Source organism: Pseudooceanicola pacificus (assembly GCF_009789075.1).
Classification (GTDB): Bacteria; Pseudomonadota; Alphaproteobacteria; order Rhodobacterales; family Rhodobacteraceae; genus Pseudooceanicola; species Pseudooceanicola pacificus.
In genome coordinates this window covers 130,877-145,779 of sequence record NZ_WNXQ01000007.1, presented here as the reverse complement: position 1 = coordinate 145,779, position 14,903 = coordinate 130,877, and the positions used below count along the sequence as shown (strand labels likewise).

At 66.7% G+C, this 14,903-nt stretch carries 13 protein-coding genes; 4 read left to right on the top strand and 9 right to left on the bottom strand.

Features of this window, described 5'->3' with window-relative positions:
- The first annotated feature begins 17 nt into the window (after positions 1-17).
- On the top strand, positions 18-2,195 hold the full coding sequence (locus tag GLS40_RS13070) for an anthranilate synthase (RefSeq protein WP_160383173.1): 2,178 nt from the start codon (positions 18-20) through the stop codon (positions 2,193-2,195).
- Between the two features lie 381 nt (positions 2,196-2,576).
- Entirely contained in the window at positions 2,577-2,891 is a 315-nt protein-coding gene (locus tag GLS40_RS13065; protein WP_160383172.1) for an H-NS histone family protein, read from the top strand.
- A gap of 170 nt (positions 2,892-3,061) precedes the next feature.
- On the opposite strand, the gene GLS40_RS13060 is transcribed toward GLS40_RS13065, so the two are convergent.
- The 5 genes from GLS40_RS13060 to GLS40_RS13040 form a co-directional block, all read right to left on the bottom strand.
- Positions 3,062-4,333 (bottom strand): FAD-dependent oxidoreductase, encoded by a 1,272-nt coding sequence (locus GLS40_RS13060; protein ID WP_160383171.1) that lies wholly within the window; start codon positions 4,331-4,333, stop codon positions 3,062-3,064.
- Complete coding sequence (locus GLS40_RS13055) at positions 4,333-5,154, bottom strand: ABC transporter permease (RefSeq protein WP_160383170.1); 822 nt, start codon at positions 5,152-5,154, stop codon at positions 4,333-4,335. Before GLS40_RS13055 ends, GLS40_RS13060 begins: the two co-directional genes overlap by 1 nt.
- Before the next feature lie 425 nt (positions 5,155-5,579).
- Positions 5,580-6,347 carry an ABC transporter ATP-binding protein gene (locus tag GLS40_RS13050; protein WP_160383169.1) on the bottom strand — a complete coding sequence of 256 codons (768 nt, stop codon included), beginning with the start codon at positions 6,345-6,347 and terminating at the stop codon, positions 5,580-5,582.
- A gap of 18 nt (positions 6,348-6,365) precedes the next feature.
- Entirely contained in the window at positions 6,366-7,397 is a 1,032-nt protein-coding gene (locus GLS40_RS13045) for an ABC transporter substrate-binding protein (protein ID WP_160383168.1), read from the bottom strand.
- Positions 7,398-7,560: 163 nt separating this feature from the next.
- Entirely contained in the window at positions 7,561-8,343 is a 783-nt protein-coding gene (locus GLS40_RS13040; RefSeq protein WP_160383167.1) for a shikimate dehydrogenase family protein, read from the bottom strand.
- Between the two features lie 220 nt (positions 8,344-8,563).
- Between GLS40_RS13040 and GLS40_RS13035 the strand changes: the two genes are divergently transcribed.
- A complete protein-coding gene (locus tag GLS40_RS13035; protein ID WP_160383166.1) occupies positions 8,564-8,980 on the top strand; it encodes an NAD(P)/FAD-dependent oxidoreductase in 417 nt (138 codons plus the stop codon).
- A gap of 274 nt (positions 8,981-9,254) precedes the next feature.
- Positions 9,255-10,409, top strand: a complete 1,155-nt coding sequence (locus GLS40_RS13030) for a chorismate-binding protein (protein WP_160383165.1) — start codon at positions 9,255-9,257, stop codon at positions 10,407-10,409.
- 195 nt (positions 10,410-10,604) lie between these two features.
- Here the strand turns inward: GLS40_RS13030 and GLS40_RS13025 are convergent, their stop codons facing one another.
- The 4 genes from GLS40_RS13025 to GLS40_RS13010 all read right to left on the bottom strand — a co-directional run bounded on the left by GLS40_RS13025 (position 10,605) and on the right by GLS40_RS13010 (position 14,797).
- Entirely contained in the window at positions 10,605-11,072 is a 468-nt protein-coding gene (locus tag GLS40_RS13025; protein ID WP_328598902.1) for a thioesterase family protein, read from the bottom strand.
- The gene (locus GLS40_RS13020) at positions 11,069-11,554 is read right to left on the bottom strand and encodes a thioesterase family protein (RefSeq protein ID WP_235905909.1); all 486 of its coding nucleotides are present in this window, start codon (positions 11,552-11,554) and stop codon (positions 11,069-11,071) included. The genes GLS40_RS13025 and GLS40_RS13020 overlap by 4 nt, the downstream gene beginning before the upstream one ends.
- A gap of 143 nt (positions 11,555-11,697) precedes the next feature.
- Positions 11,698-13,209 (bottom strand): Asp-tRNA(Asn)/Glu-tRNA(Gln) amidotransferase subunit GatB, encoded by a 1,512-nt coding sequence (gene gatB, locus GLS40_RS13015; protein ID WP_160383164.1) that lies wholly within the window; start codon positions 13,207-13,209, stop codon positions 11,698-11,700.
- Positions 13,210-13,465: 256 nt separating this feature from the next.
- Positions 13,466-14,797 carry a hypothetical protein gene (locus GLS40_RS13010; RefSeq protein ID WP_160383163.1) on the bottom strand — a complete coding sequence of 444 codons (1,332 nt, stop codon included), beginning with the start codon at positions 14,795-14,797 and terminating at the stop codon, positions 13,466-13,468.
- Positions 14,798-14,903: the final 106 nt, after the last annotated feature.

Here is a 14,903-nt window from a genome sequence, read left to right as displayed (position 1 = left end):
CATGAGATCACAGCGACATGACCGACCTGACTTTCGTCACCACCGGGGGCGTCACAGTTTCCCGACGCGAATCCCCCGCAACCTATATCACCTCGTCCGAGGAGCTGGCCGAACGGCTGGACAGCCATCGCGGGGCGCTCTTCAGCTCGAACTACGAATATCCCGGGCGCTACACCCGGTGGGAATTCGGCTTTTCGGAACCGCCGCTGATGATCGAGGCGCGCGGCCGCGATATGGCCCTGCGCGCCCTGAACGCCCGCGGCGAGGTGCTGCTGCGGATCATCCGCCCGGTGCTGGACGGGCTGCCCGCCATCGCGCGGCTGGATGACCGGCAGGACGTCATCGCGCTGACCATCCGCACGCCCGACCGCGTCTATAACGAGGAAGAGCGTTCGCGCGCGCCGTCGGTCTTTTCGGTTCTGCGGGCCATCACGGCGCTGTTCGAAACCGAGGAGGACAGCCACCTGGGCCTCTACGGCGCCTTCGGCTATGACCTCGCCTTCCAGTTCGAACCGATCGAGCTGAAGCTGAAACGCCCCGACGACCAGCGCGACCTGGTGCTGTTCCTGATCGACACGCTGCTGGTCAACGACCACTATTCGGCGCGCGCCTTTACCTACAGCTACGATTTCGCGCAGGGCGATCTGTCCACCGAGGGCCTGACCTCGGGCGGCGTGGCCGAACCGTTCCGCAAGGGCCCGTCGGATCTGCCGCGCGGCGACCATGCGCCGGGCGAATATGCCGAACTGGTGCGCGAGGCCAAGAAGAGCTTTCGCCGCGGCGACCTGTTCGAGGTGGTCCCGGGGCAGGTGTTCTATGAGCCGTGCAACGATGCGCCCTCGGCCATCTTCAAGCGTCTGAAGAAGATCAACCCGGCGCCGTTCGGTTTCATGATGAACCTGGGCGAGCAGGAATACCTTGTCGGCGCCAGCCCCGAGATGTTCGTGCGCGTCACCGGCCGCCGGGTCGAGACCTGCCCGATTTCCGGCACCATCAAACGCGGTGTGGATGCCATCGAGGACAGCGAACAGATCCTCAAGCTGCTGCAGTCCAAGAAGGACGAGAGCGAGCTGACGATGTGCTCCGACGTCGACCGCAACGACAAGAGCCGGGTGTGCGAGCCGGGGTCCGTCCGCGTCATCGGACGGCGGCAGATCGAGATGTATTCGCGCCTGATCCACACCGTCGACCATATCGAGGGGCGGCTGCGCGAGGGCATGGATGCCTTTGACGCCTTCCTGTCCCACGCCTGGGCCGTGACGGTGACGGGCGCGCCCAAGCTCTGGGCCATGCGCTTTATCGAGAGCCATGAAAAGAGCACGCGGTTCTGGTATGGCGGCGCCGTGGGCGCGATCCAGTTCGACGGCGACATGAACACCGGCCTGACCCTGCGCACCATCCGCATCAAGAACGGTGTGGCCGAGGTGCGGGCGGGCGCGACCCTGCTGAACGACAGCGACCCGGACGAGGAAGAGGCCGAGACCGAGCTGAAGGCCAGCGCCATGCGCGCCGCCATCCGCGGTGACGTCAAGGCGAACGAGAGCGGTGGCGACGACTGGCGGCTGCCGGTCGGGAAGGGGCGGCGCATCCTTCTGGTCGATCACGAGGATTCCTTTGTGCACACCCTCGCCAACTATTTCCGCCAGACGGGGGCCGAGGTGCTGACCACGCGCACCCCGCTGTCGGGCGAGGTCTTCGACCGGTTCCGCCCCGATCTGGTGGTGCTGTCGCCCGGGCCGGGGAACCCTTCGGATTTCGACTGCCGCACCACCATTGCCCAGGTCCTGGATCGCGGTCTGCCGCTGTTCGGGGTCTGTCTGGGCCTGCAGGCGATTGCGGATTACTACGGTGCGACGCTCGACCAGCTGGACGACCCGATGCATGGCAAGCCCTCGCGCATCACGGTGCACAGCCCGGGCACGGTCTTTGCCGGCCTGCCCGAGCAGATCACCATCGGGCGCTACCACTCGCTGCACGCCCGCCGCGACACCCTGCCGGACGAGCTGACGGTCACCGCCACCACATCCGACGAGGTGGTCATGGGGATCGAGCACCGCTCGCTTCCGGTGGCCGCGGTCCAGTTCCATCCCGAAAGCATCATGTCCCTCGGGCAGGATGCCGGGATGCGGATCATCGAGAATGTGGTGGGGCGGCTGACCAGCCACCAGAACCAGCGCGACCGCGCAGCGGTCTGACCAAAAAATCGGGTATTACGCTTCCGGGGATCGGCGATAGTTCGCCGATCCTTTGACGCGATTCCATTTGGCGGATTTTCGCCTTTTAATAGAATGTTTCTCAATTTTCCCTTGGGAAAATGCATTGACGCCAAGCGGCGTCTAGTTTCATCGGAAATGGCGTATTTGTGATCCGTTCCGATGATAATGGCATCAGCCTGTATTTCTACCTGTCGGTCATCTGACGTTCCGTTTCAAAGAGATTTTGTGTCAGTTCAGGCTCCGCTATTGACAGTTTCAAAACCTCGTTACATTCCATCATATATCTGGAAATCAACTCCGGATATTGGTCGCCATTGATGTATGGCGATCGTGTTATTTGTAAAACTGGAAAGAATGAGCATGAGTATCGATCTGGAAAGCAAGTCTCTCGATGAGCTGCGGAAACTGCGCAAGGATGTCGATGTGGCTATCAAGACCTACCAGGATCGGGAACGGAAAAAGGCTCTGGCCGCGGTTGAGCAGAAAGCTCTTGAAATGGGGTTCTCCCTTTCGGAACTGACGGGCCAGTCCTCGAAGAGCCGCAAGGTCAATCCGCCGAAATACCGTGATCCCGCAGACCCGACACAGACCTGGAGCGGCCGTGGCCGTCAGCCCGGCTGGGTCAAACAACTGCTCGACGAAGGCAAATCGCTGGACGATTACCTTATAAAGTGAGCAAGGCCCGGGCGGCAGGCGGGAATGTCTCACTCACTTTCCACATCGTCTGGCGCAGTACGGGCCCGCTGGCAAAAGGGGGTGGTCATTATGTACACCCCCTTGCCTCGCCAGCCTGATGCCTCGCGGCGCCGGACGCCGCACAAGGCATGGAAATCCCAGCTGAATGACTAAATGAGCGCTCCCTGCGCCTTGAGCTGCGCCTGCACCTCGCCGGGATCGGGCGCAACGCCCTTGCGCGCGGTCAGCGCTGCCGCGACGCCCGCGGCCTCTCCGCTGGCGAAGGCGGTGCCCATCACGCGGGTCGATCCATAGGCCCTGGGGTCGGCGCCGATCACCCGGCCGGCGTACCACAGATTGCCCAATCCCCTGGCGTGCAATGCGTCCATCGGAATGTGATAATATCCTTTGCCGCCGACATGTTCGTAGATCGGCTTGCCCGCCTCGGAATGCAATTCGATGGGCCATGCCGCGCGCGCCACGCCGTCATCGCGCAGGCGCCCCCTGATCACATCGTCATGGCAGATTTCATAACGCGCGGCGGGATGTCGCGTTTCGCGTACGCCGATCTGCGGACCGGTCTGGGCAAGCCATGCATTCCCGAACCCCTCCACAGTTTCGCGCAGCACCTCGACCAGCATCAGCGCCATTTCGCGCCCGGTCTGTTCCGCCCGGGTAAAGCTGGCCGAAGAGAGATCGGGCATGTCGCGGTCGATGATCAGCCACCAGAAGTCGGACGAGGCGGGAACCCGTGTGAAAATGCCGCCATCACTGCGATGGATTTTCCATTTTGACCGGAGATTGAAGAGATCGACAGCCTCTCTAAATTTGTCGCGATCAATTCTGGTTTCGGCTGCAATGCCGCCAATTCTGAGCGGCATGGTGAAGGCCTGCAGGCGGCCCTCGCCATCGCCAAGCCGCATCGGCACGCCCGCAACCAGCGCCAGGTTCGCATCCCCGCTGGCGTCGACAAAGCTTTCCGCGATCAGGCGCGAGCGTCCGTCCATTCCGGCAACCGTCACGCTTTCGATCGCCTCGGCGGTACGGGATGCGGCGGCGACGCGCGCATGCAGCAGCACGGTCACGCCATGCGCGGCCAGCACGCGGTCCAGCGCCACCTTCAGCCGCTCCGGGTCCAGCAGCACGATCCAGTTGCCGGTAGTGGGCGAATGGTAGGGCTGGCAATCCACGCCCATGCGGCGCATTTCCTCCAGCACCGTCTCGCCCGCGCCTGCGACGGCCTGGATCGCCTGCGCGCCGCCCTGGTGGAAGAAGCCGCAATAGGCCAGCACCTGCGCATTGGTCGCGGCCCCGCCGAGGAAGCCGTATTTCTCGACCAGCGCAACCCGGGCACCGGCCCTGGCCGCCCCGATGGCCGCGCCCACGCCGCCCGCGCCGCCGCCCGCGATCACAACGTCATAATCGGTTTCGGAACGGGGCATCAGTTCCTCCAGCTCAGGAAGTGCTTTTCGGCGCGGGTGATGAGCCAGTTCACCGTCAGGCCCAGGATCGACAGCATCGCCACGCCCGCGATCAGCTGATCCGTCGCCATCAGGTTGCCCGCCAGCAGGACATAGGCGCCGATGCCGTATTCCGCGCCGATCATTTCCGCCGCGACCAGCAGGATGATCGAGATAGAGGCGCTGATGCGCATGCCCGACAGGATCGCGGGCAGGGCGGCGGGCAGCACGATCTTGCGGATGATGTGCCAGCGCGACAGGCCAAAGCTCTGCCCCATGCGGATCAGCGCCCGGTCCACGCTGTCGATGCCGCCATAGGTGGCGATGACGGTGGGGAAGAAGCAGCCAAAGAGGATGGTGGCGACCTTGGACCCTTCGCCGATGCCGAACCAGATGATGAAGAGCGGCAGCAGCGCGATCTTGGGGATCGGGAAGATCGCCGAGACCAGCGGCGCGATCCCGGCCCGGGCATAGGAGGACAGGCCCACCAGCGTGCCCACGGTCAGGCCAAGCGCGGTGCCGCAGATGAAACCGATGATCAGCCGCTGCAGCGAGGCCGAGAGGTGTTTCCAGAGGTTGCCTGAATTCACCAGGTCCATGAAGGCGCCCCAGGCTTCGGACGGGGCGGGCAGGACCAGCGCCGAGATCACCCCGGCGCGCGAGCCGAGCTCCCACAGCACGATCAGGACGACAAAGACCGCAAGCCCGACGAAGCGGCGCGGTTTCGGAAGGAACCCGCCGCCCCGGAACTTCACCGGTTGCGCGGGGGCGGGGGCGGTGGTGCCTGTGGTGAGATCAGCCATGACGGGGCTCCGTTGTGGAGGAGGAGTGGAATGGGATGCCGGTTGGTGTGGCAGACCGGGACTCCGACGTTTCGATCCGGGAGGGAAGGGCGCCGCCCGACCCCGGGAGGGCATGCGCGCGGCGAGTGCTATGGTGGGCGCTCGACAGCACATTCGTCGCACATGCGGTGTATGGCATCGCCAGGCGCCTTCCCGGGGGGAGGGGTGAGGCCCGTCCCGGAAACCCTCTGGTGGAGGGGTTCAGGGCCGAACGCGCGATAGCGCCGGACGGGCACCGTTCGATATGCCGCCGCCTGTGACAGTTCCGTTGATCTGGCAGACGGCCTTTTGGGGTGAAGGGCGCACCCTTCGCTGGCAACTTTCTGGCATGAGCATCCCGCGGCGACCGGCGGACCGCGTGAGACCGGCGGACCCTGTCCACCGCCTCACTCATCGGCCAGTTCCATATCCGCGCTCTGCGCCTCTTCGCGCATCATGTCCCAGAGCTGTTTCTGCAACGTCCCGATACGCGGGTCCGAGACCAGGCGTTCGGACAGGGGGATGTCGATCTCGACCACCTCGCGGATCACCCCGGGCCGGCGCGACAGGACGACGACCTTGTGCCCCAGCCTCACCGCCTCGTTCAGATTGTGGGTGATGTAGCACGAGGTGAAATTCTCGCGTGTCCAGAGGTCGATCAGATCGTCCATCAACAGCTCGCGTGTCTGGCTGTCGAGCGCCGATAGCGGTTCGTCCATCAGCAGCACGGCGGGGTTCACCGACAGCGCCCGCGCGATGGCGACGCGCTGTTTCATCCCGCCGGACAGCTGCTTGGGCACCGCCTTGCGGAAATCGCTCAGCCGGGTGCGCGCCAGCACGTCGGCGATGCGCGCCTCGATCTCCTCTGCGGCCAGCCCGTGACCTTCGAGGACGAGAGAGACATTGCCCTCCACCGTGCGCCACGGCAGCAGGGCGAAATCCTGGAAGACATAGGTCAGCGGGTTGAGAGAGCCGGCCGGCGGCTCTCCCACCTGCAGGACCTGGCCCTGGCCGGGCTGTTCCAGCCCGCCCAGTAGCCTCAGCAAGGTGGACTTGCCACAGCCCGAGGGGCCGATCACGCAGACGATTTCACCCTGGTTGATCTCCAGGTCGATGCCGCGCAGCACCTCAAGATCGCCATACCAGTGAGACAGCCCGTCAACGCGCAGATCCATGCCCCTCGGTCCCTTCGCTCAGTAATTCTTGACGAAGCTGTCGTCGACCAGCTGATCCACGGAGAGGTCGGACTGCACCAGCCCCTCGTCCTTGAACCACTGCATCTGGGCGGCCACGTCGGTCTTGTTGAGGGCAGCGCCCTCGTTCAGGTTCATCGCGCCCTGCTGGATGGAGGTCTTGGCGTCCTCGTAGGGTTTGTCGGGCGACACGTATTTCGCGATCATGCGGGTCATCTCGTCCAGCTCGGCCGGGTCGGCATCGGGGGACAGCATCACCCGGTTGAACTCGGCGATCCCCTTGGCATAGGCGCGGATGAAGCGCTCGACCATGTCGCGGTTGTTCTCGATATTGTCGACCGAGGTGAACAGGGTCGAGATCTGGTATTCGGCATAATCGTAGAGCCAGCCCAGCTCATGCGCGGCACCGGCGGCGACCAGCGGCTTGGCCACATGGGGCACCATGATCATGGCGTCGACCTGGCCCGATTTCAGCGCGGCCACCATCGAGCCGACCTTTTGCAGCGGCACCATCTTCATGTCCTGGATGGTGAAGCCTTCCTTGTCGGCAATCCGGCTGGTCATGTAGTGGAAAGTCGAACCGACCTGGGTCATCGCCATCGAATGGCCCTTGATCCCCGGCACGGTGGTCAGCCCCTCGTCATAGGCCTTGTTCGAGGCCATGACCATCATGCCGTCGACGCCCTTCTTTTCGTGCAGGACACCGGCGACGATGCGGATCGCGTCCTTTTCGGCCAGGTTCATCAGGCCGCCGGTCACGCCCGCGACGCCGAAATCGACGTCACCGCCTGCGGTTGCCACGGCGATCGGCTGCGCGGCCTGGAAGAACTCGAAGCTGACGTCCAGCCCCTCGTCCTTGAAATAGCCCTTCTCGTAGGCGATGAAGCCCGCCGCGTGGCTGGTGAAGCGCAGCGCGCCCAGGACGACCTTGTCCTGTGCCGCGGCCGCGCCTGCGCCCAGCGTCATGGTTCCGGCCGCGATGGCCGAAACACCCGCGAGCCAGGCCCGCCGTGTGATTGCCTTGAATGTCATGTTTCCTCCCTTGGCGCGAGGCCGCGCCGGTCGATCGTGACGCCAAGTGGCGCCAAGGCTCTGAACTTGCCGGGCGGCAGGCCGCCCGAGTACAGGAACACTGGCGCAATTCGCCTGCCGAGGAAAGGCCTTGATAGCTGAATTTCCTAGGGAAACCGCTTGGTCACGTGATGCCGAACCGCGTCAGGATCAGGGGGATCTGGGCCGTTGCCATCGCGGCCCCCGGCTGGATCCGGGCCCCCAGCAGGCGGGCCCGTTCCAGGAAAGGCGTCACCGGCGGTTTGGTCACCACATCGCCCACCAGCGTGCCCGGTTCCAGCCCGGCGAGGTCGTGCACCATCGACACCCCGTCCAGCCCGACGGTGGAGGCGTTGACCACCAGCCCGTAGCCCGCGACGCTGTCCGGCGCCCCGATCGCCCGCGCCCCGCCGCCCAGGCGTTCGGCCAGCGCCTGCGCCTTGCCGGGCGCCGGATCGCAGAGCGTCACCCCTGCGCCGTCCCGCACCAGCCGCGCGGCGATGCTGGCCCCCGCGCCGCCGCAGCCGAACTGCAGGGCGTTCAGGCCGCGGGGGTCGATCCCTTGCGCCTGCATCGCGGCGACAAAGCCGGGCCCGTCGGTATTGTCGCCCAGCAACCGCCCGTCTGCCCGCCGGATCACCACGTTCACCGCGCCGACCAGCCGCGCGTCCGCGCTCAGCGCGTCCACCGCCTGCAGGGCGGCGTGCTTGTGCGGGGCGGTGACGACGCTGCCCAGGCAGTTGTCCAGCCGCCGGAGCGTGGCGAAGAACCCGGCCACATCCTCGGGCGCGATCTTCAGCGGGGTCATCATCACGTCGGTGCCGGTGTCGCGGGCCCATTGGTTCACCTTGAGCGGCATCACCGCATGGGCAATCGGGTCGCCGATCATGAAGGCCACGCGGGCGGCGGCTGTGGCGACCTGAGGCATCTTCGGCTCCCTGTTCCTGTCGGTCGCATTGGGCGGCGTCAGCCCTGTGGAGTCAACCGGGGCGGCCCTGACGGGGAACAGCGCGCCCCGCCCGGGTTTGCAAGGGCGGGCGATGACGCGGGGGGGGCCGGGCCGGATGCCGATGCGTTCCCCAGGGACAATCTGAAGGGCCGGACTGGTCGATATCTGCATCATCGGCGCCGGGTCCCCGGCCGTCACCTTGGCCAGGGCGCTCTGGGAGCGGGGCCTAGCCTTCGACATCTTCGGGATCGGGCCCGACATCGGCGCGTGGCGCGATTGCGCCCATGCCATCGCCGCCAACGGCCATCTGTGGGATCCGCGGTTTCCCGATTTTCCATGCACTTTCGACGGCCCCTCGATCCATCCGCAGGACAACCGCACCGCCGCGCCCTTTGACGGCACGCGGGGGCTGGTGGTGGGCTGTGGCAACTCCGCCGCGAATTGCGCGGTCGGTCCGGCGCGCAGGGCCGGGCAGGTGAGCGTTTCGACCTGCCGGTCCGCCCGGGTGATGCCGAAAGACCTGATGGGCATCCCAGGGTCGGCCAATGGACCGGCCTTCCGGTGCGCAGGCGGCGCCTGCCGGCCCCTATCGCACGCCGGCTGGTGGTGCGACTGATCCGGCCGGGTGCCGGCGACCAGCGACGGTTCGGACTGCCGCGCCCGGCGCATCCGATGTGGCGCGAACATGCGACCCACACAGTCAGACGCCGCGGCCCTGCAGCGGCCACAGCTATCCCGACATCAAGCCCGACGTCGCCAAGCGGCACGCATCGCGACCCCCAGCGGCGGACCTGCCCGGATGGCGCGTGATGTGCTGTCGGTCGATTACGCCCTTTACACCCGGCAGATGCGGGGCGACATCTCGGCGGCACAGAGCCGAGGAGAACCCGATGACCGACCTGACCCCCGAGCTGCGCGCCGCGCTCTCTCGTGCCGTGGCCGCTGGCTATCCCTTTGCCCTGTGGCGTCCGCCCTATGGCGAGGCGTTTTCGCTGGTGGTCGGGCTGGATGCGCCGGTCGAGGTTCCGGTTTTCGACGCGATCCCGGTCCCGGGCTTTGTCATGGCGCCCTTTGACAGCGTTGACGGGAACCTCGCCTGGCTGATCCCGGCGGATGTGGCGCTGCTGCCCGGCGGGTATCTCTATCGCGACGGCATCACGCTGGGCGGCCAGCCGGTGACGGATGCGCAGCGCGCGTTCGCCGCTTTGCCCCAGGGCGCCCCGGTCCGCGCCGCGCCCGATGCCCTGCCGGCCCCCGATGCCACCCCGCGTGCCGAATACGAGGCCCGTGTCGCCCGCGCCGTGGCCGAGATCGAACGCGGCGGCGTCGACAAGATCGTCCTGTCGCGGATCGAGCCGCGCGACCTGGCCCCCGATCACGACCTGGCCGACCTGGCCGAGGCGCTGGCCCGGGTCCATCCCCATGCCTTCGTTTCGCTGGTCTCTTCCGCGCCCACGGGCACCTGGCTGACCGCGACGCCCGAGGTGCTGCTGGAAAGCAGCGCCGGCGGTCTTGGCACCATGGCGCTGGCCGGGACCCAGTGGCCCGAGGCGGGCACGGATATCGCGACCCTGACCTGGCCGCAGAAGATCGTCGACGAACAGGCGCTGGTGTCGGAGTTCATCCGCGCGGCCTTTATCGAGGCCGGGATTTCCGGTGTCAGCGAAACCCCCGCCGCCACGGTGCAGGCCGCGAACCTGTGTCACCTGCGATCCGACTTCACCGCGCCTGCGGCAGACCCCGCGCAGCTGGCCGACCTGCTGCGCCGCCTGCATCCCACCTCGGCCGTTTGCGGCATGCCCAAGGCGCCCGCGCGCGATTTCATCCTGGCCGAGGAGGGCACGACCCGGGGCTTTTACACCGGCTACCTTGGCCCGCGCGGGATCGACGGCTGCACCGCGCTTTACGTGAACCTGCGTTCGGCGCGCGTCTCGGGCGGGCGCATCTTCCTGCATGTCGGCGGCGGCATCGTCGCGGCCTCGGACCCGGCGCTGGAATATGACGAGACGGTTGCCAAGACCCGCACCATCGCGATGGTGCTCTGACCCCGGGCGGCGGCCGCGCGTGCCGGGTGGAAGCCCGCCCCGGCGCCGGATCCGTTCCCCGGGGCAGAGACGCGGGGCGAACCGGCGCCGCACAGCCAACCGGGCCGCAGTCAGCCCGGCACCGCCCTCACGCATATCGCCCGCTCGCTGCGCCGGGGCAGGCGGGCGATGCACCGCCATGCCCCGGGGCGCGCGCTACTTGCGGATGCCCATCCGCGAGCCGACCCATTCCGGCACCGGCTCGCCGGCATGCTGCTTGAGCATCGCGTTCAGCCGCTCCAGGATCTCGGGCGGATAGGGCGCCACCCGCGGCCCGGACTGGTCGACATGCAGCGAGACGCCCTCGCCGGTGGCCGGAAGCCAGCCATCCTCGTGCCGCAGCTCCTGGCAGTAGTGGAAGGCCTTGGGCCCCACGTCCAGCATGTGGAAGGACACCCGCACCCGGGACTCCGGCGCCAGTTCGCGCACGTAGCGGGTGCGGTGTTCGGCGGCAAAGGTCGTATGCCCGGTGCGCTCGCGATAGGCGGGGCCAAAGCCGAACTGCTCCCAGGCCTCGTCGCAGCCGAGGTCGAAAAGCACGTTGTAATAGGCCATGTTGAGATGGCCGTTGAAGTCGATCCATTCCGGCTTCAACGACATCAGGGACGAGATGAAGACGCTCACTTGCGGATCCCCATCGGGGCGCCGACCCAGTCGGGCACAGGCATGCTGCGGCAGTCCTCAAGCAGGGCGGCGATCTTCTCGACGATCTGCGGCGGGTAGGGCGCAACCCGGGGGCCGGAGCGGTCGATATGCAGGTTGACGCCCTCGCCGGTGGCGGCGACCCAGCCATCTTCGTGAAACAGTTCCTGGCAATAGTGGATCGCCCGGCTGCCCGCATCCAGCAGGTGGAACGAGGCGCGCACCCGGTCGCCCAGCTTCAGCTCGCGCCGGTAGCGGATGCGGTATTCGGCCTCGAAGGTCGTATGCCCCGATTCCCTGCGATAGGCGGGGCCGAACCCCATGCGGCGGAAGGCGAAAGAGCTGCCGTGGTCGAACAGCACGCCGTAATAGGCCATGTTGAGATGGCCGTTGTGGTCGATCCACTCCGGCTTGATCTCCATGTAATCGCTCATCATGCGCTGTGGCGCCTCGGCTCCGTCCATCCTTGCCTCCCGTCGGTCATGCGTTCCGAAGGTGGTAGGATCTCCCTGCCGAAAGGTAAACACCGGGATGGCGCGGCGGGGCGGAAACCGCCCCGGAGGCCAGTCCCGGAGGCCAGTCCTGCAGGCCCGTCCAGACGCCCGGATCAGAGGCCCAGCTTCTGGCTGACCAGCTGGTTGACCGCGGCCGGGTTGGCCTTGCCGCCGGTGGCCTTCATCACCTGACCCACGAACCAGCCCGCCAGCTTGGGGTTCTGCTTGGCCTTTTCCACCTGCGCGGGGTTGGCGGCGATCACCTCGTCCACGGCGGCTTCGATGGCGCCGGTATCGGTGACCTGCTTCATCCCTTCCGTTTCGACGATCTCGCCCGGGTCGCGGTCGGATGTATACGCGATTTCAAAGACATCCTTGGCGATCTTGCCGCTGATGTCGCCCTTGGTGATCAGCGCGCAGATCTGGCCCAGACGTTCCGGCCCGATGGGGCTTTCGGTGATGTCCAGGTCGTCCTTCTTGAGCCGCCCGAACAGTTCGTTGATCACCCAGTTGGCCGCCAGCTTGCCTTCGTTTCCTTCGGCAACCTTTTCGAAATACGCGGCATTTTCCGCCTCGGCCGTCAGCACGGAGGCATCGTATTCCGACAGGCCGAAGACCTTGACGAACCGCGCCTTCTTGGCGTCGGGCAGTTCCGGCAGGGTGGCGGCGATATCGTCGACCCAGGCCTGTTCGATTTCCAGCGGCAGCAGGTCGGGATCGGGGAAGTAGCGGTAATCATGCGCCTCTTCCTTGGAGCGCTGGCTGCGCGTCTCGCCCGTATCGGGGTCGAAGCCCCGGGTTTCCTGCACGATCTGGCCGCCCGATTCCAGGATCTGGATCTGGCGTCTTGCTTCGTAATCAATGGCTTGCTGGATGAACCTCATGGAGTTCATGTTCTTGATCTCGCAGCGCGTGCCCAGATGCGAGAAATCCTGCGTCTGCTGGTATTTCTCGTATTGCCCGACCCGGCAGACCGAGACGTTCACATCCGCCCGCAGGTTGCCGTTCTGCATGTTGCCGTCGCAGGTGCCGAGGTAGCGCAGGATCTGGCGCAGCTTCGAGATATAGGCCGCCGCTTCCTCGGGCCCGCGGATGTCGGGGCGCGAGACGATCTCCATCAGCGCGACGCCGGTGCGGTTGAGGTCGACAAAGGACATGTTGGGATCCATGTCGTGGATCGACTTGCCGGCGTCCTGTTCCAGGTGGATGCGTTCGATCCGCACCAGCCGGGCCACGCCGGGGGCCATGTCGACCAGCACTTCGCCCTCGCCGACGATGGGGTGGTAAAGCTGGCTGATCTGATAGCCCTGCGGCAGATCGGGGTAGAAGTAGTTCTTGCGGTCGAAGGCCGAGTTCAGGTTGATCTGCGCCTTCAGCCCCAGCCCGGTCTTGACCGCCAGGGCGATGCAGCCCTCGTTGATCACGGGCAGCATGCCGGGCATGCCGGCGTCGACAAAGGCGACGTTGGAATTGGGTTCCGCCCCGAACTGGGTCGAGGCGCCCGAGAAGAGCTTGGCCTGCGAGGACACCTGGGCGTGCACCTCCATCCCGATGACCAGTTCCCAGTCGTGTTTCGCGCCCGCGATCACCTTGGGTTTCGGGGTCTCGTAGGTGAGGTCCAGCATGGAACGTCCTTTCCGGCGGATGGAATGGACGAGGTTCTAGGCCAGCCCCGCGCGCGGGGCAAGGGGCGCGGGGGCGGCGGCCTTGCGGAAGCCGGGGAAGCTGCGGGCTGGCGGGCTGGCGGGGTAAGCGGGGGGTGCGGGAGCGGGATGCCCGGGGCCGTGCGGCCATGCCGTTGGTGCGGGGCCGTCGGGGGCGCCAGGCGGTCGGGCGAGGTGCCGGCGCGGGGGCCGGCACACCAAGCGGGTGGGGCGGGCGTCAGGCGGGGGCCTGCACCTCGATGCCGTTTTCCGAGAAGGTGACGGTGCGCCCGGCGGCAATCGCGTCGTGGAACTGCTGCGAGATCAGCGCGCGGGCGTTCAGCTCGCCCCGTTCGGCCAGCTCGTTGACCGGCGGCAGGGTGGCGAAGGGGGAATGCTGCGCCTCGGCCCAGGGGGTCGGGTGCAGTTCGCGCAGGTGGTCCGAGACGATCCAGCCCATGCAGTCGTTGATCTCGCCCCGCACGTCGCGCGCGGCGGGCGAGATGTCGTCGGGCGTGGTTTCCGGCGACATGGCCACACCGCAATAGGCGGCCAGCAGGTTGGCATAATTCTGGCTGGGATTGGCATCCAGGATATCGTGCAGCCCGGCGACGAAGCGGTCGACATCCAGCCGCGCGGCGGCCTCGGGCACGGCGCGCAGCACGTCCATCCAGACCCAGGAATAGCCGCCATCGCCCCAGACATCCTCGGTCCGCTCGGCGGTTTCGTGGGCCAGGTCGTCGAGCAGCTCGTACGAGCCGAACCAGCGCGGCAGCAGGTGCACGCCCATGCGGCGCATGTGGCGCGGGTTGGCCGGATCCAGGTCGATCAGATCCTCGTAATCGTCGGCCACGCGCGAAGGGGCCTCGGGCTCGCCGAGCAGCAGGTCGCAGCGCGCTTCGGCCAGGACGGCGCTGTTTTCCTCGACCGCGCAGTACTGGTCCAGGATGTCGGCGGCGCGCTTGAAATGGTAAAGGAACTGCGGCTTGTCGCAATTGGGCCGCCCGGTCAGCGGACGATTGCCCCGCCAGGCCAGGCCGATGTCCATATGCGCCTGTGCGGCGACCAGCGCCACGCCCCAGCATTTCGGGTTCTCTTCCACCGCCTCGTCCAGCCCCGACGCGATGGAGCCGCAGGGCAGCAGGCCCTGCGAGATCGTGGCGCGCGCGGCCTCGACCGCGTCACGGCGGGCGCCGCGGGCCAGCAGGCCGGCCAGGCTGAGCCCGCTGGAGGTGGTTTCGCGGTTGGCGTCGGTTTCGCGGATCAGGCGGCCCAGCACGTCCCACTGTTCCTGCCGGACAAGGAACTGGCCCTTGCCGGTGAAGGTGCGGATCATGTTCGCCTCGTCCATCGGATCGCGCACCGGCATCACGATCTGGCGGCGCGGATTGACCTCGTCGCGGCGCCCGCGCCTGAAGCTCATGGCGAATTGCGCCAGCCCCACAGCGTCGGTCTGGCTGCGCGATGCGGCCTTGGGCGCGCCACGCTTGTCTTCCTTGGCTTCGCCGCGCACACCGGCGGCCCGCAGGACTCGGGTGGGGATCAGGGAAGGCAGGCGTAGTCCGCGCATCGGGCGCTCCATCTATATCTAGGAGTTTCATCATGCGCGGGCATTCGGGCCGAAACGTGGCCCGTTTCAGGAGTTATGGCGAAAAACGGCGGCGTCGATGGGGCGG

Coding starts and splice junctions, on each gene's coding strand:
- GLS40_RS13020 (WP_235905909.1), bottom strand. CDS start 11,554: ATGGACGGAGCCGAGGCGCCACAGCGCATGATGAGCGATTACATGGAG.
- gatB (WP_160383164.1), bottom strand. CDS start 13,209: ATGCTGGACCTCACCTACGAGACCCCGAAACCCAAGGTGATCGCGGGC.
- GLS40_RS13045 (WP_160383168.1), bottom strand. CDS start 7,397: ATGACATTCAAGGCAATCACACGGCGGGCCTGGCTCGCGGGTGTTTCG.
- GLS40_RS13070 (WP_160383173.1), top strand. CDS start 18: ATGACCGACCTGACTTTCGTCACCACCGGGGGCGTCACAGTTTCCCGA.
- GLS40_RS13040 (WP_160383167.1), bottom strand. CDS start 8,343: ATGCCTCAGGTCGCCACAGCCGCCGCCCGCGTGGCCTTCATGATCGGC.
- GLS40_RS13030 (WP_160383165.1), top strand. CDS start 9,255: ATGACCGACCTGACCCCCGAGCTGCGCGCCGCGCTCTCTCGTGCCGTG.
- GLS40_RS13065 (WP_160383172.1), top strand. CDS start 2,577: ATGAGTATCGATCTGGAAAGCAAGTCTCTCGATGAGCTGCGGAAACTG.
- GLS40_RS13055 (WP_160383170.1), bottom strand. CDS start 5,154: ATGGCTGATCTCACCACAGGCACCACCGCCCCCGCCCCCGCGCAACCG.
- GLS40_RS13050 (WP_160383169.1), bottom strand. CDS start 6,347: ATGGATCTGCGCGTTGACGGGCTGTCTCACTGGTATGGCGATCTTGAG.
- GLS40_RS13060 (WP_160383171.1), bottom strand. CDS start 4,333: ATGCCCCGTTCCGAAACCGATTATGACGTTGTGATCGCGGGCGGCGGC.
- GLS40_RS13010 (WP_160383163.1), bottom strand. CDS start 14,797: ATGCGCGGACTACGCCTGCCTTCCCTGATCCCCACCCGAGTCCTGCGG.